The organism is Burkholderia catarinensis, from assembly GCF_001883705.2.
Classification (GTDB): Bacteria; Pseudomonadota; Gammaproteobacteria; order Burkholderiales; family Burkholderiaceae; genus Burkholderia; species Burkholderia catarinensis.
Map to the genome: position 1 here is coordinate 306599 of NZ_MDEQ02000002.1, position 19480 is coordinate 326078.

A 19480-nucleotide genomic window follows, 5' to 3' on the forward strand; every position below is an offset into this window, starting at 1 on the left:
TTTTCCCCGGGAGGATTAACGATGATCGACCAAGCAGGACTGCAAGTCGCGCCAGCGCTGAGCCAGTTCATTGAAAACGAAGCACTGCCGGGCACCGGCATCGACAAGGCCGCGTTCTGGAGCGGTTTCTCGGCCCTGGTGCACGACCTGGCGCCGCGCAACCGCGAACTGCTCGCGGAACGCGACCGCCTGCAGCACGAACTCGACACCTGGCACCGCGCGCACCCCGGCCCCGTGCGCGACCACGCCGCGTTTCGCGCATTCCTCGAACAGATCGGCTACCTCGTGCCGGCCCCGTCGAACGTCGCGGCAGCCACCGCGAACGTCGACAGCGAGATCGCCACGCAGGCCGGCCCGCAGCTCGTCGTGCCGCTGTCGAACGCGCGCTATGCGCTGAACGCCGCGAACGCCCGCTGGGGCAGCCTGTACGACGCGCTGTACGGCACCGATGCGCTGCCCGAGGACGGCGGCGCCGAACGCACCGCGGCCTACAACCCGACGCGCGGCCAGCGCGTGATCGACTACGCGCGCAACGTGCTCGACAACGCGGCGCCGCTCGCGAGCGGCTCGCACCGCGACGCGCTGCGCTACCGCGTGCAGGACGGCCAGCTCGCCGTCGAAACTGCCCAGGGCGTCGTGTCGCTCGCGCAGCCCGCGCAGTTCGTCGGCTACCAGGGCGCGGCCGGCGCGCCGTCCGCGATCCTGCTGAAGCACAACGGCCTGCATCTCGAGATCCAGATCGACGCGTCGACGCCGATCGGCCGCGCCGATCTCGCGAACGTGAAGGACGTCGTGCTCGAAGCCGCGGTCAGCACGATCATCGACTGCGAGGATTCGGTCGCGGCGGTCGACGCCGACGACAAGGTCCAGCTCTACCGCAACTGGCTCGGCCTGATGCAGGGCACGCTGGTCGAGGAAGTCGCGAAGGGCGGCAAGCATTTCACGCGCCGCCTGAACGCCGACCGCGACTACACGACGCCGGCCGGCGGCACGCTGTCGCTGCACGGCCGCTCGCTGCTGTTCGTGCGCAACGTCGGCCACCTGATGACCAACGGCGCGGTGCTCGACCGCGACGGCAACGAGATTCCGGAAGGGATCCTCGACGGCGTCGTCACCACGCTGTGCTCGCTGCACGACCTGAAGGCGAAGCGCAACTCGCGCGCCGGCTCGATCTATATCGTGAAGCCGAAGATGCACGGCCCGGTCGAAGTCGCGTTCGCCGATACGCTGTTCGCGCGCATCGAGGATCTGTACAACCTGCCGCGCAACACGCTGAAGATGGGCATCATGGACGAGGAGCGCCGCACCAGCGTGAACCTCGCCGCCTGTATCGCGGCAGCCGCCGCGCGCGTTGCGTTCATCAACACCGGCTTCCTCGACCGCACCGGCGACGAGATGCACACCGCGATGGAAGCGGGCCCGATGATCCGCAAGGGCGACATGAAGTCCTCGGCCTGGATCACCGCATACGAGCGCAACAACGTGCTCGCGGGGCTGTCGGCCGGCCTGCGCGGCCGCGCGCAGATCGGCAAGGGCATGTGGGCGATGCCGGACCTGATGCACGCAATGCTCGAGCAGAAGATCGGGCATCCGCGCGCCGGCGCGAACACCGCGTGGGTGCCGTCGCCGACCGCCGCGACGCTGCACGCGCTGCACTACCATCTCGTCGACGTGCAGGCCGTCCAGCAGGAACTCGAGAAGACGCCGTACGCGAGCGAACGCGACGCGCTGCTCGAAGGCCTGCTGACCGTGCCGGTCGTCGAGCGCGCCGAATGGAGCGAGAGCGAGATCCTGAGCGAAGTCGAGAACAACGCGCAGGGCATCCTCGGCTACGTCGTGCGCTGGGTCGAACAGGGCATCGGCTGCTCGAAGGTGCCCGACATCCACGACGTCGGCCTGATGGAAGACCGCGCGACGCTGCGTATTTCGAGCCAGCACATCGCGAACTGGCTGCGCCACGGCGTGATCACCGAGGCCTTCGTGCTCGACGTGTTCAAGCGGATGGCGCGCGTCGTCGACCAGCAGAACGCCGGCGACCCGAACTATCGCCCGATGGCGCCCGGCTACGACCAGTCGACCGCGTTCAAGGCCGCGTGCGCGCTCGCGCTGCAGGGCACGTCGCAGCCGAGCGGCTATACCGAGCCGCTGCTGCACCGGTTCCGGCTCGCGTTCAAGGCGCAACAGCACGGCGCTTGAGCATGCGCATGCGGGTCCGCCCCGCATGCCGGCATCACGAAACGGGCGGCCGTCATGGCCGCCCGTTTTCATTTTTACGCTCACGCGACCGTTGAAGCCATCGGTTGAAACGGATAATCGGCGCATATCGCACGCTTTCGCCTTTCGCGTACGCCCGCCGTTAAACCGCCACAATCGGCGGCCGCGCGCTGCGCGCCTGCTCCGGTCATCCCGGAAAGCCTTGCGCTGCAACGATTCACCCGATATTGGCAAGCCGGGGATTTCACCGTAATTTGATCCGGATCAACGGGCCGCAACATTTTCCGCGCACGCGAGTGCGCGCGTTATACTCCGTTGAATCCGCGCCGCCCGATTCGTCGGATCATCGAATCGCGGCAGATGTTGCCAGTGAATATCTGATTTACCGGTTAATCTGGCCGCGATTTCCGATAACCGGTGTCCATTTTCTCCGCAGAACGGAGAGGACGCAACGGAAGGGTCGCGCATCGGATCGCTGCCGACACGTCATACGAACAATCGCATCGGCCCGCCGCCCGGCGGCGATGCCCATCGATCCACGGACCATGGCAGAAACCGACTACGCAATGCCCAGCGAATCCGGCCTGACGAGCCGTGTCGCCGCTCATCTGCGCCGGTTCCTGCTGCCGCACCTGATCTTCTATACCGGGCTGCTGATCGCGCTGCTCCTGCTGCTCCTGTGCGGGATCGTGCTGTACGAAGGCCGTATCGACGCGCGCGACCGCGCGATCGCGATGCAGCAGAACCTGGCGCTGATGGCGTCGTGGGACATCGAGCGCAACATCGAGATCTATTCGCTGTCGCTGCAGGCCGTCGTCGAAGGCGAGAACGACCCCGAAGTCGCCAGGCTGCCGATGTCGCTGCGCCGCCAGGTCCTGTTCGACCGTGCGACGACGGCCAAGTACCTCGGCGGCATCTACGTGCTCGACGCCAAGGGCGACATCGCGGTCGACGGCAAGAGCGACGTGCCGCGCAAGGCCAACTTCGGCAAGGAGCCGTACTTCACCATACACCGCGACCGCCCCGACGTCGGCCTGTACGTCAGCGACCCGTACCATTCGCGGTTGCGTGACGGCTCGCCGAGCATCGCGCTCAGCCGGCGGATCACGAAGCCCGACGGGTCGTTCGGCGGCGTCGCCGTGATGTCGATCCGGCTCGAATATTTCCAGAACCTGTTCTCGCGCCTGTCGCTCGGCGATCGCGGCTCGGTCGCGTTGATCAACACGAATGGCAAGATGCTCGCGCGCGAGCCGTACGACCCCAAGATCGTCGGCCGCGACATCAGCCGTGCCAGCACGTTCCGGCGGTTCATGACCGCCAACGAAGGCAGCTTCGCCGACACCGCGTCGATCGACGGCGTGCGGCGCCTGTATGTGTTCCGGCACCTCGACCAACTGCCGCTCATCGTCATGATCGCGCGCTCGGAAGCGGACACCTACGCCGCGTGGTACGACCGCGCGATTCCGATCGGCTCCGCGATGGCCGCGCTCGCGATCGGCTTCGTCGGCCTGTCGCTGCTGCTCGACGTGCAGTTGCGCAAGCGCCATCGCGCGGAAACCGAGCTGCAGGCGCTCGCGCGCACCGACGGCCTGACGGGCCTCGACAACCGCCGGATGCTCGACGTCACGCTCGCGCGCGAATGGCGCCGCGCCGCGCGCTCGCAGCATGCGCTGTCGCTGCTGTTCATCGACGTCGATTACTTCAAGCACTACAACGACACGCAGGGCCACCAGGCCGGCGACGACGCGCTCGCCGCGGTCGGCCACTGCATCGCCGGCTGCCTGCGCCGCCCGGCCGACTACGCGGCGCGCTACGGCGGCGAGGAGTTCGTCGTGTTGCTGCCCGACGTCGACACGGACGGCGCGGTGTCGATCGCCGAGACGATCCGCACCGGCATCCTCGATCTCGGCATCCGGCACGACGCCGGCACGGCCGACCGCCTGACGGTGAGCGTCGGCGTGACGACCAGCTATCCCGAACGCGACGACGACATGCAGGCCGCGCTGAAGCTGGCCGACGATGCGCTGTATCGCGCGAAGGAAGGCGGGCGCAATCGCATCGTCGTACAGACGGCCGAGCCGCCCGACTGGTTCGCGTCGCGGCAGGCCTGAGCGCACGGGTAGCGGCGGGGCGACCGCCGGGCCGCCGCCGTCCGCGTGCAAAATCGCCGACAATGTCGGCTCGATACGCCACCGCGCCGCCGCGCCGCCGCGCGGCTGACGTGCCCGGCCGGCCCGCGCCGGTGCGCGGCCGCTTCGCACCACCATGAGACTCAAGGCAAAGATCTTCCTTCTGGCCATCGTGCCGTTCCTGCTCGCGATCGCCGGCATCGGCTTCGGCGTGCGCCAGCAGGCGACGTCGCTCGCGCGCACGCAGCATGCGACGATCCAGGCCGCGTACCTGTCGAGCAAGGAAGTCGAGCTGAAGCACTACGTCGAGCTCGCGACGAGCGCGGTCATGCCGCTCTACGACGCGAGCGGCCGCAACGCGCGCGACGACGCGATGCTGCGCACGCAGGCGCTCGCGATGCTGCAGAAGATGGATTTCGGCCCCGACGGCTATTTCTTCGTGTACGACCTGCACGGCAATTCGCTGATGCATCCGCGCGAGCCCGAGCGCGTCGGCCACAACTTCTGGTCGATGCGCGACCCGCAGGGCGCGCTGACGATCCAGAAGCTGATCGGCGCGGCGTCGCACGGCGGCGGCTACGTGCGCTATGCATGGCAGCGGCCGTCGACGGGCCGCGTCGCGCCGAAGCTCGGCTACGTCGTCGCGCTCGAACGCTGGGGCTGGATGGTCGGCACCGGCATCTATCTCGACGACGTCGACATCGCGCTGCAGCGCATCGACGCCCGCGCGTCCGCGAACATCGAGCGCACGATGAGCTGGCTCACCGCGATCGCGCTCACGGGCGCGGCGGCGATCGCCGTGTGCGCGCTGGTGCTGAACGTCAGCGAGTCGCGCAGCGCCGACGCGAAGCTCAAGCTGCTCGCGCAGCGTGTCGTCGAATCGCAGGAGCAGGAGCGGGCGCGGCTGTCGCGCGAACTGCATGACGGGATCAGCCAGATGATGGTGTCCGCGAAGCTGATGCTCGAATCCGCGCTCGCGCGCTTCGAACGCGGCACGGCGCGCTTGCCCGCGGCCGAGCAGGCACTTGCATCGGGCGTCGTGCGGCTCGGCGACACGCTGCGCGAAGTGCGGCGCATCTCGCATGCGCTGCGTCCCGCGATGCTCGACGATCTCGGCCTCGCGGCCGCGCTCGAGCAGCTCGTCCGCGAGCTCGGCGCCGAAAGCGGCATCGACATCGGCTACACGCAGGTCGCGCACAGCGGCGCGCGGCCATTGCCCGAGGCCGTCAACACCGCGCTGTTCCGGATCGCGCAGGAAGCGCTCAGCAACATCGTGCATCATGCGCAGGCGTCGCGCGCGGCCGTCACGCTCGACGTCGGCGCGCAATCCGTCATGCTGACCATCGCCGACAACGGCTGCGGCTTCGACGCCGAACGCTCGCAGGCCGACGCGCGCCGGGGCATCGGCCTGCGCAACATGCGCGAGCGCCTCGACGCACTCGGCGGCACGCTGACGATCACGTCGCAGGTCGGCCACACGATCGTGGCCGCGCGCGTGCCGCTGCGCAGTGCAGCCTGACGCCCCCATAACCGGAGACCTTTTGCCCATGAGCGCCCCCGACACCGCCCGGCCCGCCGCCCGACTGCTGCTCGTCGACGATCATCCGCTCGTGCGCGACGGCCTGCGGATGCGGCTCGAAGCGGCCGAACTGTCGGTGGTCGGCGAGGCCGGCAACGCCGACGAGGCGCTCGGGCTCGCCGCGTCGCTCGAACCCGATCTCGCGCTGATGGACGTCGGCATGAACGGGATGAACGGCATCACGCTCGCCGGCGTGTTCCACGACCGTTTTCCGGGCATTCGCGTGCTGATGCTGTCGATGCACGACAACACCGAATACGTGACGCAGGCCGTGCGGGCCGGCGCGAGCGGCTACCTGCTGAAGGATTCGCCCGCGAGCGAGATCGTCCGCGCGATCGGCGTCGTGCTGGCCGGGCAGACGTTCTTCAGCGAAGGGCTCGCCGCGCGGATGATCCACGCGAGCGCGACAGCTTCGCCGCTCGACCGGCTGACGCCGCGCGAACGCGACATCCTCGACGCGCTGGCCGAGGGGCTGTCGAGCAAGCAGATCGCGCAGCAGACGGGGCTGTCGGTGCGCACGGTCGAGACACACCGGCTCAACCTGAAGCGCAAGCTCGAGATCGAAGGGCAGGCCGAGCTGATCAAGTTCGCGGTCGAGCATCGGCGGCGGTAGGACCGTCTGGCGCGGCGCTCCGCTGCGCGTAACGCGCAGCCATGAAAAAGGACGCCCGAGGGCGTCCTTCGTGCATCCGGACTCCGGACCGCAAGCGGCCGTCAGTTCGTCCGCGAATTGTGCTTCTGCAGATATGCGATCAGGCCGTCGATCCCGCCCGTTGCGAGCTGGCTCTTGAACTGCCCCTGGTAGACCTGGATCAGCCATGCGCCCGACATGTCGATGTCGTAGATCTTCCAGTCATTGCCGACCTTGCCGAGACGATAGCCGACCGACTGGCTGTCGCCCGGCGTCGTCACCGTCGACTGCACGAGCGCATCGGCGCCCGACGCGCCGCCGGCCTTGAACGAGAACTTCGCATCCTGGCTGCCGAGCTGCGCGAGCGACGCTGCATAGGTGCGCGTCATCAGCAGCTTGAACTGCTTGTACAGCTCCTGCTGCTGTTGCGGCGTTGCCTGCTTCCACGCGTCGCCGACCGCGATGCGGGTCGTGCGCTCGAAGTTGGTCGCGGGCAGGAAGCGCTGCTCGACGACCTGCGAGACCTTCGTCATGTCCCCGCCGCGTGCGGCCGGATCGGCCTTCATCGCGGTGACGGTGCCCTCGACCGCATTGCGGACGATGTCGACCGGCGCGCTCTGCGCGAAAGCGGAAACCGACACGGCGGCGGCCGCGACGAAAGCAAACAGATGACGTTTCATACGGATATATCGCACTCGATGGGAAAAAACGACCGGCTCTTTGCATCGACCGGTGGCGCAAAGTATACCGGGCCCGACGCCCGGTTGCCGTGCCGTGACCGACTGTTACCTTTCAGCTTCATTTGTCACAGGCGTCGCCAGGCGCGCGCGACGGCGCGTCGAAGCAGCGCGGCGCCAATTATGTAAATATCCCCATACAAATGAACTGGCCGCCCGTGCCGATTCCCGCGTCGCGAACAAATCTCCTTCCTGCCCCGAATCCACCCAACGTCACGACCGTCGCCACGCCGCGCCGGTATACTTGGCTACTTTGCCCTTGCCAGCCGCTCCCCACCGCCACATGGTGACATCTCTCATCGTCCGACTCGTTGCGTGGTCGGTGCGCCGACCCGTCTGGGTCGTCGTCCTGTCGCTCGTCATCGCCGCCGTCAGCGGCGTCTACGTCGCGCAGCATTTCAAGATCAACACCGACATCAGCAAGCTCGTCGATGCGGAACCGCAATGGGCCGCGCTCGGCCAGGCCGTCGACAAAGCGTTCCCGCAACGCAGCGGCACGATCCTCGCGGTCGTCGAGGCGCCCGCGCCCGAATTCGCGAATGCCGCCGCGCACGCGCTGACCGAAGCGCTGCAAAAGCAGGCCGACGCCGGCCGCATCGGCCAGGTCGCCGAACCCGGCGGCGGGCCGTTCTTCGAGCACAACGGGCTGCTGTTCCTGTCGCCGCAGGAAGTCTCCGATACCACCTCGCAGCTCGCGAGCGCGCGCCCGCTCGTCAACGAACTCGCGAAGAACCCGAGCCTGACCGGGCTCGCGACGACGCTGGCCACCACGCTCGGCCAGCCGCTCCTGACCGGCCAGGTGAAGCTGCCCGCGATGGCGAAGCTGCTCGCGCGCAGCGCCGCGACGGTCGACGACGTGCTGGCCGGCAAGCCGGCCGCGTTCTCGTGGCGCGCGCTGGTCGACAGCGATGCCGCGCGGCAGCCCGCGCGCGCGTTCGTCACCGTGCAGCCCGTGGTCAACTACGGCGCGCTGAAGGCCGGCGCGGAAACCAGCCAGGTGATCCGCGACGCCGCCCGCTCGCTCGACCTCGAGAAGCGCTACGGCGCGGCCGTGCGCCTGACCGGCGAACAGCCGCTCGCCGACGACGAATTCGCGTCGGTCGAGGACGGCGCGGCGCTCAACGGCGCCCTCACGCTGCTCGCCGTGCTCGTCATCCTGTGGCTTGCGCTGCGCTCGAAGCGGATGATCGCCTCGGTGCTCGTCACGCTGTTCGTCGGCCTCGTCGTGACCGCCGCGCTCGGCCTCGCGATGGTCGGCTCGCTGAACATGATCTCCGTCGCGTTCATGGTGCTGTTCGTCGGCCTCGGCGTCGATTTCTCGATCCAGTACGGCGTGAAGTATCGCGAGGAACGCTTCCGCGACCAGCGCATCGATCACGCGCTGATCGGCGCCGCGCACTCGATGGGCATGCCGCTCGCGCTGGCCACCGCGGCCGTCGCGGCGAGCTTCTTCTCGTTCATCCCCACCGCCTATCGCGGCGTGTCCGAGCTCGGCCTGATCGCCGGCGTCGGGATGTTCGTCGCACTGCTGACCACGCTCACGCTGCTGCCCGCGCTGCTGCGCCTGTTCGCGCCGCCGGGCGAATCGAAGACGCCGGGCTTCCCGTGGCTCGCGCCGGTCGACGATTACCTCGATCGCCATCGCAAGCCGATCCTGATCGGCACGCTCGTGGTCGTGATCGGCGCGCTGCCGCTGCTCGCGTTCCTGCGCTTCGACTTCAACCCGCTGCACTTGAAGGATCCGCACAGCGAATCGATGGCGACGCTGCTCGCGCTGAAGGATTCGCCGGAGGCCGCCGTCAACGACGTCACGCTGCTCGCGCCGTCGCTCGCGGATGCCGACGCGGCCGCCAAGCGCCTCGACGCGCTGCCCGAAGTCGGCCGCACGACCACCCTGTCGACCTTCATCCCCGCCGACCAGCCGGCCAAGCGCGCGGCGATCGCCGCGGCCGCGAGCGACCTGCTGCCCGCGCTGACGCAACCGGCCGCGCCGGCCGCGACCGACGCGCAGCGCGTCGCCGCGCTCAAGCGCGTGTCGGACCTGCTGAGCTACGCGGCCGAAGATCACCCGGGCCCGGGCGCGGCCGCCGCGCAGCACCTGTCCGCGTCGCTCGCGAAGCTCGCCGCCGCCGACAGCGCGACGCGCGACCGCGCCGAGCGCGCGTTCTCCGACACGCTGCGCATCGCGCTCGACCAGCTCGCGGCGCTGCTGCAGCCGCAGGACATCACGCGCGAATCGCTGCCGCCGCAGCTCGTGCGCGACTGGGTCGCGCCGGACGGCCACGCGCTCGTGCAGATCTCGCCGAAGGTGCCGAAGGGCGTCGACCCGAACGACGACACGATGCTGCGCCGGTTCGCGAAGACCGTGAAAGCCGCGGAACCGGGCACGACCGGCGGGCCGATCTCGATCCTGCATTCGGCCGACACGATCATCAACGCGTTCCTGCACGCGGCGCTGTGGTCGATCATTTCGATCACGGTCCTGCTGTGGGTCACGCTGCGCCGCTTCGGCGACGTGCTGCGCACGCTGGTGCCGCTGCTCGTGTCGGGCATCGTGACGCTCGAGATGTGCGTCGTGCTCGGCATGCCGCTCAACTTCGCGAACATCATCGCGCTGCCGCTGATGCTCGGCGTCGGCGTCGCGTTCAAGGTGTATTTCGTGATGGCATGGCGCGCGGGGCAGACGGGGCTGCTGCATTCGAGCCTCACGCATGCCGTGCTGTTCAGCGCCGCGACGACGGCGACCGCATTCGGCAGCCTGTGGCTGTCGCACCACCCGGGCACGTCGAGCATGGGCAAACTGCTCGCGCTGGCCCTGACCTGCACGCTGATCGGCGCCGTGGTGTTCCAGCCCGTCCTGATGGGCAAACCGCGCGTCAAACGCGCCAAGAACCAATCGCAAGGAATCAATGAATAAGGTGCGAATCATTGCGGCAACCGTCGCCGCCAGCGCAATGCTGGGCGGTTGCGCGACGGGACCGAACCGCAATCCCAACGACCCGCTCGAGCCGATGAACCGGGCGATGTACAAGTTCAACGATACCGTCGACTCGAACATCGCCGTGCCGATCGCGAGGGGTTACCAGAAGGTCACGCCGACGCCCGTGCGTACCGCGATCAGCAACTTCTTCTCGAACCTCGGCGATCTCGGCAACATGGCGAACAACCTGCTGCAGTTGCGCATCACCGATGCGACGCAGGATCTGATGCGCGTGGCGATGAACTCGCTGTTCGGCGTCGCCGGCCTGATCGACATCGCGACGCCGGCCGGGCTGCCGAAGCATCACCAGGACTTCGGCCTGACGATGGCGCGCTGGGGCATGCCGTCGGGCCCGTACCTCGTGCTGCCCGTGTTCGGGCCGAGCACGTTCCGCGACGGTGTCGGCCGTGCGGTCGACGTCCGCTTCAACCTGCTCAACTACATCGAGCCGGCCGCGCGCAACCCGATGTACATCGCGCAGTTCATCAGCGCGCGTTCGGACCTGCTCGGCGCGACCGACCTGCTGAAGCAGGCCGCGCTCGATCCGTATTCGTTCGTGCGCGACGCGTACCTGCAGCAGCGCAAGTCGCTGACGTATCGCAGCCAGTCGTCGTCGGCCACGCTGCCGGAGTACAACGAGCCGGGCGAATCGGGCGCTGTGCCGGCCGCGACGCCGGCCGTGCCGGGGCTGCCGAACTACGAGGATCCGGGCGAGTCGGGCGGCGCATCGGGCGCCGCGCCGAACAACGCGCCGGCCGCGCCGGGCCTGCCAAAGTACGACGATCCGGGCGCGGACAATGCGATGCCCGCGAGCGCGCCGGCAGCGGCATCGACGGCAGCGCCGGCGATGCCGGCAAGCAGTCCGGCCGCGCAGTAACGTCGGCCGCCTCAAATCTACTCAATCAAAACCCGCTCTTGCGAACTACCGGCAACGCGCCCCGGGGCAATCCCGGCGGCGGGCCGCTCTCCAGCAGGTTAAGCACCACCATCGTGCTCGGACACCGGAAAGTCTTCAGCACATCGCTTGTCAGCGGGTTCGCAACACTTCCCGCGCTCGCGATATCGAGTGCTGCTTCTCGACCGTCAAAAAGGTCATGCCTGGCGGGATCGTGTATGTCGGCGCGGGAAATCCGGTTGCAGGAAAACTGAGCGGCGGTGGAAGAGCGGAGGCGTCGCATGAGTTGTATGCGGCGCGTCCTGATCGTTATGGCAAGACGATATGCTTTATCCAGAACGGCGCCAAATAACCGATACATGTTCCGCTCAGTATTGCGAGCAAATAACCTTCTGCGCCAGACTCCAGCATCAGAGCCACAAGCAAACTCCCTGCGACCGAACAGGAAATTTGCCAGAGAGTCGGATACCGAAATGCGCTCGGCTCCAGTTCCGGTACTGCTATGGCACCGAACAAGGCACCCATGACGCCAAGAACAGTAATTGTGGCCATCGAATACCCCACCGATATTCCTCCAAACACAACAAATACAACAGAGGAAACACCAACAATGGCTGCAATCGTTTTGATATGAGTGATTTTTCGCCGGATCATCGATTACCTTTGGCTTGCCAACGATGCTGTTGTTGAAGCCATCGCAGCGCGCTCCCCTTTCTGGACGACCGGAATCGAACCGCGCGGCAGCCCCACCGGAGGGCCACTGTCCGGCAGATTGACCATAGGCATCGTGCTCGGGCACCGGAATGACTTCAGCACATCGCTTGTCAGCGGGTTCGCGACACCTCCCGCACTCGTGATGTCGAGTGCTGCTTCTCGACCGTCAAAACCGAATGCGACTCGCGTGCGACCCGGTGTAGCAGCCTCCACCACGCGACCTTTCCCGAGCAAGCGCATCAGCGCCCACGGCCCGTCCGCTGCGATCGTCGAAGTGTCCGGCCGAATGTGCGGGCTCGCGGCGAGCTGAGCATGGACACCACCACGCGGTCCCGGCCATGTCACCATGAAAGGCGCGACCGGGCCATGTCGATAGAGCGTCGTCTGCCCGTCGATGTCGAGCGACAGGCTCATGATCGTCGGGTCGAGTTCAGGGATTCGGATGTCAGCCTTCCAGCTCGGTTTCTTCCGATCAGGATCGTTGAAGAAAATGTCGCGGATCGCCTTCGCATGCTCGAATGGCTCGAGGTCCGGCCCCTGCACGGGTTCGGTCGCGCCCGGCAGCGTCCGGTAGCGCCACGGCTTCGCGGCCGTGTCGACGAACGGTGCAAGCGTCTTCATGAAGAACTCATCGATCACGCCGCCCTGCGCGAACATGCGTGTGAAATCATCGATACCAACGTCGCGCGTGCTGTCGGGCGCGAACGGGTAGTTGCCTGCGATCGTCATGCGACAGGTGTCCGCGACTGCCGCCTGCATCTGGCGCGACAGTAGCTCGCCGATACCCTGATTCACCCCACGCGAGCCATCGACGGCGAGTTGATGCAAGACCGCCCGGAATGGCGCAGGCATCGTGTCAGCCGTCATCTTGAGCTTCGCAGCGTTCTCACTCACCGGCGGCATGTTGTTGTTCAACAGCGCATTGTCGGAAATCGTGAGCGTCTTGTAGTAGTCGTTCAACAGACCGGTAACGCCATCCAGGCCCGTTTTGCCCGCCGACGTCCCGGCCAACTGCGTATCCGATCGTGCATCGGCATAGCCCGTCACCACTTCACGCAATGCCGCGAAGCGGTTATCGACCAACTCGCGCTCAACCTGCTCCGATGCACGCGGCCCTAGCACCTTCTCGGTTTTTTGGTTGACAGCCTCTGTCGCTTTTTCCAGAAAGGAACCGTCCGGTTTCGCCATCGACTGCGTCAGCGTCGTTTCGTTTGCCGCCGCTCGCGCAAGACGAGTCAGCGGCGAATCGGGCGCAGCGAGGGCGCGCAGTACCGTCAAGTTAAAGGCAAGACTCGTTCCGCTCACGATGTGAATGTCGTCAAGGAATGCGTCCCATTGTTGAGCGTATTCGGTCAGGTACTGACGCGTGATCGCTGCCAGCAACACGTCGCCATTTTGGTTCGATACGTTCAGCACACCAGCTGGATTCCTTGCGGAAGCATCCATCGTCCGGCGCCCCATTACCCAAGCATCGTCTTCACTTGCCACCTGAAGAAATTCTGGCAAGCGTTTGCTGAACACCGCTCGATAACCCTCCAGCGTAAAGATTCCTGGCACGCCGCTGGATAAAGGCGCCCCGCTGGCTCGCGTGAATACCACGCCTGCTTGTGGCCCGACCACACGCAGCAGCGAAAATTCGTCGGGCGCGTCTTTCAACATCACCGCCTTGGCGCGTTGGTAAAGACGATCGGTCGGATTGCTGCTGTCGAGAAATGCGCGCGCCTGCTGGATCATTCCTTCGTTGCGTGACAGTGGCGACTGCACGACATGTCCTTCGGAAAACAGTTGCTGTACGTGGCCGATCATTGCCGCGCGCCCGCCGAACATCGCCGCGCTGTCGTGCCGCGCCCAATCATCCAGCACCCACATCTTGACGTCGTTCGCGTTGAACCTTGCCCTGTCGTGGAGCATCAAGTACACGCGCAACGCGTCGTAAGCGGCCTTGGCATCACCGCTCGCCGCAGCACCTTTGATCACGTCCGCCATCCGGCGAACGATTTGCGGTAACACAACGTGCTCCGACAGCGCCTCGTACACATGGCGGCTGTCGGACTCGATCATATTGAGGCGGTCCGTTCCGACGCGAAACGCGACCTCGGAATCGTTGGCAAGATGCGTTGTGTCGCGCAGCAGTTCGTTTGCATTGTCCAGCATCATCGGCACACGATCAGGATTGGCGGAAAGATCGCTTCCTGCCAGCAAGGCTGCCAGCCTACGTGTCTTGTGAGCTAGTGTGCCGAGGGATGCCTGTTCAGCAACGAAGCTGTTCCAAAGATTCGTGCACAACCCGGCGGCGATCACCCACACGAGCGAATGCCCCAGCCACCGCTGCAAGCGCACACGATGCTCCCGGTTCCGGTTCGGGCGCGCGAGACGCCCCTCGCGAAATACGACACCGGGCAACAAATCGCGCAGGAAATAGCTGGTTTCGCCACGCTCTCGTCGCGGGGGTTTCCGTTGCGAACCGGATGCACCAGCCATGCGTTGCAACAGCGTTTGACGTTCCGCAGCGACCTGCTGGCCGGTCTGGCCCGCGCTCGTCAGGTAAACCCCTCGGAACACAGCACGCGGTACTGCCGGCGCACCGTACCCGTCCCCAGCAAATACTTGGTCGATCAGGTCGGCCAGCGGCTCCGTGAGTGCCGCAAACGCCTCTGGCAGCATCGCCAGCTGGCGACGGCGCGTCGGATCGGTTTCGTTGCGAAGCAAACTATTCACACCATCGGCAAGACGCGTTGCCATCAGGTTCAATTCTGTCCTGATCACATCGTCCGTCCGCGCCCCTGGGTCGGACTGCAATGTCACGCCCCATGTCTGCGCATGCCCCGGCTCGCCAAGCGAAGCGAAATAGTCGGTGAAACCCGGAAGCCAGTCCGTTTTCGTGACAATCAGCCAGACGGGAAATCCGGTGCCGAACTCGGCTTCCATCTCCTCAAGACGGGCCCGCAAAGCACGGCTCTCGGTCGCACGTACGTCGAGGTCCGCATGGGTCAAGGCAGCGACATCGATCGTCAACAGCACGCCATTCAGCGGCAGGCGTGGCCGGATACGGCGAAGCAGCTGGAGAAATCCCTTCCACTCTGCGGCGTCGGCCTGCCGGCGAACCGCACCCATGTCGTATGGCCGCTTTTCCGGTTTTCCGTCATTCGACGCTTCCGACGACTCCACGGTCAGCGAGTAGTGCGACGTGCCGTGCCGTACGTAGTGGCCGGCCGTATCAATCAGCACCGCCTCATTGGTCAACCGCCAACCCGGCAAGGCTTGAGCATCATCGAGCGCAAGCGAATGCTGAAGTTGCGCATCGAGCGGAAACACCAGACCCGCATTAAGCAGCGCCGTGGTCTTGCCTGAACCCTTCGAGCCCAGCACGACATACCATGGCACATCGTAGAGATACGCTGGCCATCGAAACAGCCGCGCCAGCCCACGGGTTCCCCCGCGCCGGGCTTTCAACTGCGTGATCGCTGCACGGGCCATGTCTTCGATCTTGGTCAAGCGCGATGCTGCCAACGGCCGAGCGCCACGCGTGCCCAGTCGAAGCAAACGTCTGAGCTGGCCCGGATGCCGACGCATGCGCCTCCACCATCGAACCAACATGGAGACGGCATACACGAGCACAACGCCGGCCATTGCCAGAATGCGGACCATCACGGGCGCAAACAGCGACTTGCCAGCCAACGTCAGGAGTGGAAACGCATGCCAGATCGCGAGACAGAGCAGCGCGACGATCACGATGCTCGTCGACCAGTCGATCAGCCACAGAACCCATGCAGCAAGGACCAAGGCGATCAAAGTCAGCCGAATGCCTACCGATGCGAGCGGGTTCAACCCACCGAAACTCACCAGCGGGCCCGCAAACCAGATCACGACAGCAGCAACGATCACCGTCACGACTGCCCATAGGTGACGCGAATGTAGAAACGAGAGAATCTTCTTCATGTGTACGGTGACTGGCGTCCGACTCGCACTACCGTGCCGGACTGGCCCTCGGTGGATCGATCGCGCTGCCTGTCGTCGCTACACGCGCAATGTTGGAGAGTTGTCGCTGCACGTCGTCCGCTTGTGCGCCCAACTCGATACGGCAAAAGGCATACAGTGCGCAGAGCGTCACTGACAGCAAGGTCACCGACATCCACACTGGAATTTCGAAATAGAATGTTTGCCGAATCGTTACGGTAGATCGCGCATGAGGTGAGAGCGCGTCTGGAACAGGTGGCAAATACGTGGCAATCGCGTTGTAAATTCGCTCTCGTATGCGGTCGTGCACGCCAAACGTCCTGCCATGTGGATACCGACCTTCAAACCCCAGGCTGAAAATCCGGTAGATCACTTCGAGCAATGGCCAGTGATCGGCGTCGTCTTTCAACAAACGCAGCGACAGCACATAGATTTTCGAACCACCCTGGTTGTCTTCTCCAATACGCTGAGTCAGCGCACCGGCAGCCCATGCGGCACTCCCCGACGTATCGCCTCGCGACGCAAGTACACGCATTGCGGCCTCGTCCAACGCCGTACACAGGCAATATCGTGCGCCGATCATGTGTTCGCTGCGGACGTTGGCCCGCACACATAGGCGCTCGAACACGCGAACTTCGTCCATCAACAGGTCGCGCAAGCGTTCGTCGTGGCCGATGCCGATTAGCGCAGGCATATCCACAAACGCTCGAAGCAGCACTCTGCTCGCCTCCAGCAAGGCGTTCCGGTGGCCAAGTACCGCAGCCAGCCTCGTCTGCTCGTCCTCGGGCGGCGAAAGTGGTCCCAACGGACGACTACGGCGTGCATTGGGTTGCTGCCCCGTATTCTTGCCAGAGAGGAAGATACCGTTCGGTCGTCGCGGTGGTGCGAGCGTGCGTCGAGCCGACACGATCTTGGGCGCGCTAACGGACTGGGGCATGCAGGGGTGAATTCAAGAATCGACTCATCGCGCTCAACGTAAGTAAGGTCAAACCGTAGGGCCGCCATCGGACACAACAAGAGTCGCTCCGCAACTCGTGTCATTGCCATGATGAGCAATTTGACGGCCGTTGATCGTGCCAAAACCGCCGTTCGTAATGACGCCCGGGCCATGTAACGGGCACGACACGGAATCACCTACGCATGCCGCAGGGCGTCCGTTGATCGCGACGCCCGCGCTGGCTGATGTGACAGCGCCGCCGTGGGTAGTCAACGTGCCAAGAGTTGCGACGAAAGCTGACATTCAGATATACCTCAAAAATGGTTGTCCAATTTCACACCTTGAAAAGCATGACGCTATTTGCGTTCTCGGGGTTTTCCAAAAAAAATGGCCAAAGCAGAACAGACACACAGATAAACCACGGAGCACACAACAAATAATCCACCCCCGCCCAAATATCTCTTTATCGGTTCATAAAAAAATGCAAACGGAATAAAAAATAAAATGTAAAGCCACGTTCTATCTATTCTTCTTCGCATTTTTTCTCCTCACCAAAAACACACTTCCCGCCTTGCTTTACTCCTTGCCACGCCCCCTGAACAATCAAATCTCGCTTGACCCGCCACGCATCGTCCATTGTCGTCAACTGCCCGGCCGCGTCGTACTCCCACGCCCGCCACGGCCGCGGCCTCTCCAGCGACCGCCCCCGTTCATCGAGGTTCTGCCAGCGATGCGCGGCCAGCAGTCCGTTCGCGCCATACCCGAAGTGATGTGAGGCAGGACCTTGCGTGCGCTGGATTTCCCGATGCAGCCGATCCCGCTCGAAGCTCGCCAGCGGATGCTCGTCCAGCAGAACGCCGTGCACGTGTCCCGAGCCGTAGCGCTGCCAGACCAGCGCACCGACTTCCGGCACGCTCGTCCAGTCGCGATTCCCTATCGCATCCACTCCGTGTGTGAGCCGCCAGACACGGCCGTGATGCACATGCTCACTCACAATTGACGCTCGAATTTCAATATTTTGGGCGCATTAGTTCACGAAGTTCCTCAGCCGCCCCCTCGACTCCTTCCGAGTCAGCCGCCTTAACAAAGGTAACTCCCAGCAACTCGTCTTTCTCAATCCCATTTGATCCGTAAAACAAATTCAACCCATGGGCCAGTTTTGCTGCTGAGTGCCCATGCTCGGCTGCATGCTTAAATAGCAGCGAAGAAACAAAGTCATCCCTTTCAACAAGGTCGCCATTGAGATAAAAATTCCCTAGCGCGTATATTGCCGACACGCACCCGGCGACTGACGCTTCACGGAGAAGCGAAATACTTCTGCGCTCGAAGTCGTCATCTGACTCACCCGGATTACTGAACATCGAATAAATAAAAAGAGCTTCGCCATTCTTCTCCTCAACCAATGGCGCGAGCAACTTTCTGGCCAAATCAATATTATCTCGATTAATCAGATCGCGGACTCTATTTAGCACCGCGTCAACACCATGCTTATCCACGTGGAATTATCCTCTCACCTTTTGGCCCTGTGCATCGACTCTGAACATGATGTGTAGACTTTGCACAAAGCTTTTCTTTTGCATCCTTTTCCGCCATTTTCTTCGCCTCCATCAAAGTACTGCCGGCCCCATACCCCATGGCAAACTTCTGATTATTTCTTGAACAGTTGGTTTCGCTTCTGCCATCTCGATTTGCCCGACAGATACACGTATATTTTCTCCGCACTCTGTCTGGATACGATACTGCTCTATCTTTTGTAGCGGTTACAGAATCATTGGAATCACCTGACCTAGACGCCATCCAGACCACTACGCCGATCCCCGCTATGGCGCCCACCACTCCGCCAACGATCGTACCAACCCCCGGAAACACTGCGGTTCCTGCAGCAGCCCCCATCTCCGCCCCGACAGCGATGGAAGCGAGACCATGTGAGTCGACAGCGACTGTCGGTCGCGCGTCCGCATAGGTGTAACTATTTGTGCCGCCAAGCAATCCAATCGGATCCTGATTGATATACCGCCCCACCTGAGGATCGTAGTACCGGAACCGGTTGTAGTGCAGCCCCGACTCTTGATCGTAGTACTGCCCTGGAAACCGTATCGGATTGTCAACGGCATGCGCCAGACTCCGGGCCGTCCGTCCGTACGCACTCAAACCCGCTGCCCACACCACCTCGCGCTGGTCGTCGTACAGTTCCTGCGGCGTCCCCAGGTGATCCGTCACGTAGTGCCATGCCTGCCCCTCCGCCAGCCGCGTCAACGGCCCTTCATGATCCGGATGCGATACGTACGTCACATCGTGCGACGTGCGTCCTGTCCGCACCTCCTGCATCATCCAGTCGCAGTCCTATACGAATCATCACTATCGTCTCAACTAGGTCATCTCATCGGCTACCGATACTTTTCAGTCTCCCTTTCTCAATGTAGAACGGAACCTCATCGAGCCAGATGACGTCACCTTCTTTCTTGACGACGGGTCGCCCGCCCGGTCCTGACGGAAATGCTGCCTGAAGTCGTCGAAGTACTTCGGCTTCAGGCAAGTCTCGCCACTCTTGCGCCAATACGCGCTCTAATCCTCGCATGGCACTGCTCGCTGCATCGGTGCTTTGTCTCGAGTAAGTTAAGGATATGCTTCTGTCGATCCAGAGGTAAGTGAGGACTAAGCACGTGACTATGAGCATCAATACGATTGACTTCGCGGCCTTGTTCAT

Annotated in this window: 15 protein-coding genes and 1 pseudogene; 6 read left to right on the plus strand and 10 right to left on the minus strand. The window is 64.1% G+C overall.

All coding sequences use genetic code 11. The features are described 5' to 3' along the window. The first annotated feature begins 21 nt into the window (after positions 1-21). The 4 genes from BFF94_RS04600 (at position 22) to BFF94_RS04615 (ending at position 6535) form a co-directional block, all read left to right on the plus strand. Positions 22-2196, plus strand: a complete 2175-nt coding sequence (locus BFF94_RS04600) for a malate synthase G (protein ID WP_128841419.1) — start codon at positions 22-24, stop codon at positions 2194-2196. Between the two features lie 563 nt (positions 2197-2759). Beyond that, positions 2760-4325 carry a sensor domain-containing diguanylate cyclase gene (locus BFF94_RS04605; RefSeq protein WP_219139042.1) on the plus strand — a complete coding sequence of 522 codons (1566 nt, stop codon included), beginning with the start codon at positions 2760-2762 and terminating at the stop codon, positions 4323-4325. Between the two features lie 154 nt (positions 4326-4479). Then, the gene (locus tag BFF94_RS04610) at positions 4480-5862 is read left to right on the plus strand and encodes a cache domain-containing protein (protein WP_128841418.1); all 1383 of its coding nucleotides are present in this window, start codon (positions 4480-4482) and stop codon (positions 5860-5862) included. 28 nt (positions 5863-5890) lie between these two features. Further along, positions 5891-6535: a response regulator gene (locus BFF94_RS04615; protein ID WP_128841417.1), complete on the plus strand. Its 645-nt coding sequence runs from the start codon at positions 5891-5893 to the stop codon at positions 6533-6535. A 101-nt stretch (positions 6536-6636) separates the two neighbouring features. On the opposite strand, the gene BFF94_RS04620 is transcribed toward BFF94_RS04615, so the two are convergent. Beyond that, a complete protein-coding gene (locus tag BFF94_RS04620) occupies positions 6637-7233 on the minus strand; it encodes an MlaC/ttg2D family ABC transporter substrate-binding protein (protein WP_128841416.1) in 597 nt (198 codons plus the stop codon). 340 nt (positions 7234-7573) lie between these two features. Between BFF94_RS04620 and hpnN the strand changes: the two genes are divergently transcribed. Both hpnN and BFF94_RS04630 read left to right on the plus strand, forming a co-directional pair. Continuing rightward, positions 7574-10207, plus strand: a complete 2634-nt coding sequence (gene hpnN / locus BFF94_RS04625) for a hopanoid transporter HpnN (RefSeq protein ID WP_219139043.1) — start codon at positions 7574-7576, stop codon at positions 10205-10207. Next, positions 10200-11147 carry an MlaA family lipoprotein gene (locus BFF94_RS04630; protein ID WP_128841415.1) on the plus strand — a complete coding sequence of 316 codons (948 nt, stop codon included), beginning with the start codon at positions 10200-10202 and terminating at the stop codon, positions 11145-11147. Before hpnN ends, BFF94_RS04630 begins: the two co-directional genes overlap by 8 nt. A 25-nt stretch (positions 11148-11172) precedes the next feature. Here the strand turns inward: BFF94_RS04630 and BFF94_RS38405 are convergent. The 9 genes and pseudogenes from BFF94_RS38405 to BFF94_RS04670 form a co-directional block, all read right to left on the minus strand. Continuing rightward, positions 11173-11358 (minus strand): annotated as a pseudogene (locus BFF94_RS38405) (hypothetical protein); the annotation flags it as partial. Between the two features lie 116 nt (positions 11359-11474). Continuing rightward, complete coding sequence (locus BFF94_RS04635; RefSeq protein ID WP_128841414.1) at positions 11475-11819, minus strand: hypothetical protein; 345 nt, start codon at positions 11817-11819, stop codon at positions 11475-11477. 3 nt (positions 11820-11822) lie between these two features. Beyond that, positions 11823-15818: a type VI secretion system membrane subunit TssM gene (gene tssM, locus BFF94_RS04640; protein ID WP_128841413.1), complete on the minus strand. Its 3996-nt coding sequence runs from the start codon at positions 15816-15818 to the stop codon at positions 11823-11825. Between the two features lie 28 nt (positions 15819-15846). Next, positions 15847-16773: a type IVB secretion system protein IcmH/DotU gene (icmH, locus tag BFF94_RS04645; RefSeq protein ID WP_128841412.1), complete on the minus strand. Its 927-nt coding sequence runs from the start codon at positions 16771-16773 to the stop codon at positions 15847-15849. Positions 16774-16821: 48 nt separating this feature from the next. Next, positions 16822-17076, minus strand: a complete 255-nt coding sequence (locus BFF94_RS04650) for a PAAR domain-containing protein (RefSeq protein ID WP_128841411.1) — start codon at positions 17074-17076, stop codon at positions 16822-16824. A gap of 220 nt (positions 17077-17296) precedes the next feature. Next, positions 17297-17767, minus strand: coding sequence for a hypothetical protein (locus BFF94_RS04655; RefSeq protein WP_219139044.1), 471 nt, complete (start codon positions 17765-17767; stop codon positions 17297-17299). Positions 17768-17783: 16 nt separating this feature from the next. Then, the gene (locus tag BFF94_RS04660) at positions 17784-18269 is read right to left on the minus strand and encodes an SEL1-like repeat protein (RefSeq protein ID WP_128841409.1); all 486 of its coding nucleotides are present in this window, start codon (positions 18267-18269) and stop codon (positions 17784-17786) included. Continuing rightward, a complete protein-coding gene (locus BFF94_RS38170) occupies positions 18262-19104 on the minus strand; it encodes an RHS repeat-associated core domain-containing protein (protein WP_128841408.1) in 843 nt (280 codons plus the stop codon). The genes BFF94_RS04660 and BFF94_RS38170 overlap by 8 nt, the downstream gene beginning before the upstream one ends. Positions 19105-19153: 49 nt before the next feature. Further along, positions 19154-19480 carry an Imm58 family immunity protein gene (locus BFF94_RS04670; RefSeq protein WP_128841407.1) on the minus strand — a complete coding sequence of 109 codons (327 nt, stop codon included), beginning with the start codon at positions 19478-19480 and terminating at the stop codon, positions 19154-19156.

What these genes read in the sequence shown, in the direction of transcription:
- hpnN (WP_219139043.1), top strand. Translation starts at nt 7,574, where the DNA reads ATGGTGACATCTCTCATCGTCCGACTCGTTGCGTGGTCGGTGCGCCGA.
- BFF94_RS04620 (WP_128841416.1), bottom strand. Translation starts at nt 7,233, where the DNA reads ATGAAACGTCATCTGTTTGCTTTCGTCGCGGCCGCCGCCGTGTCGGTT.
- BFF94_RS04630 (WP_128841415.1), top strand. Translation starts at nt 10,200, where the DNA reads ATGAATAAGGTGCGAATCATTGCGGCAACCGTCGCCGCCAGCGCAATG.
- BFF94_RS04600 (WP_128841419.1), top strand. Translation starts at nt 22, where the DNA reads ATGATCGACCAAGCAGGACTGCAAGTCGCGCCAGCGCTGAGCCAGTTC.
- BFF94_RS04650 (WP_128841411.1), bottom strand. Translation starts at nt 17,076, where the DNA reads ATGTCAGCTTTCGTCGCAACTCTTGGCACGTTGACTACCCACGGCGGC.
- icmH (WP_128841412.1), bottom strand. Translation starts at nt 16,773, where the DNA reads ATGCCCCAGTCCGTTAGCGCGCCCAAGATCGTGTCGGCTCGACGCACG.
- BFF94_RS38170 (WP_128841408.1), bottom strand. Translation starts at nt 19,104, where the DNA reads ATGATGCAGGAGGTGCGGACAGGACGCACGTCGCACGATGTGACGTAC.
- BFF94_RS04670 (WP_128841407.1), bottom strand. Translation starts at nt 19,480, where the DNA reads ATGAACAAGGCCGCGAAGTCAATCGTATTGATGCTCATAGTCACGTGC.
- BFF94_RS04635 (WP_128841414.1), bottom strand. Translation starts at nt 11,819, where the DNA reads ATGATCCGGCGAAAAATCACTCATATCAAAACGATTGCAGCCATTGTT.
- BFF94_RS04610 (WP_128841418.1), top strand. Translation starts at nt 4,480, where the DNA reads ATGAGACTCAAGGCAAAGATCTTCCTTCTGGCCATCGTGCCGTTCCTG.
- tssM (WP_128841413.1), bottom strand. Translation starts at nt 15,818, where the DNA reads ATGAAGAAGATTCTCTCGTTTCTACATTCGCGTCACCTATGGGCAGTC.
- BFF94_RS04605 (WP_219139042.1), top strand. Translation starts at nt 2,760, where the DNA reads ATGGCAGAAACCGACTACGCAATGCCCAGCGAATCCGGCCTGACGAGC.
- BFF94_RS04615 (WP_128841417.1), top strand. Translation starts at nt 5,891, where the DNA reads ATGAGCGCCCCCGACACCGCCCGGCCCGCCGCCCGACTGCTGCTCGTC.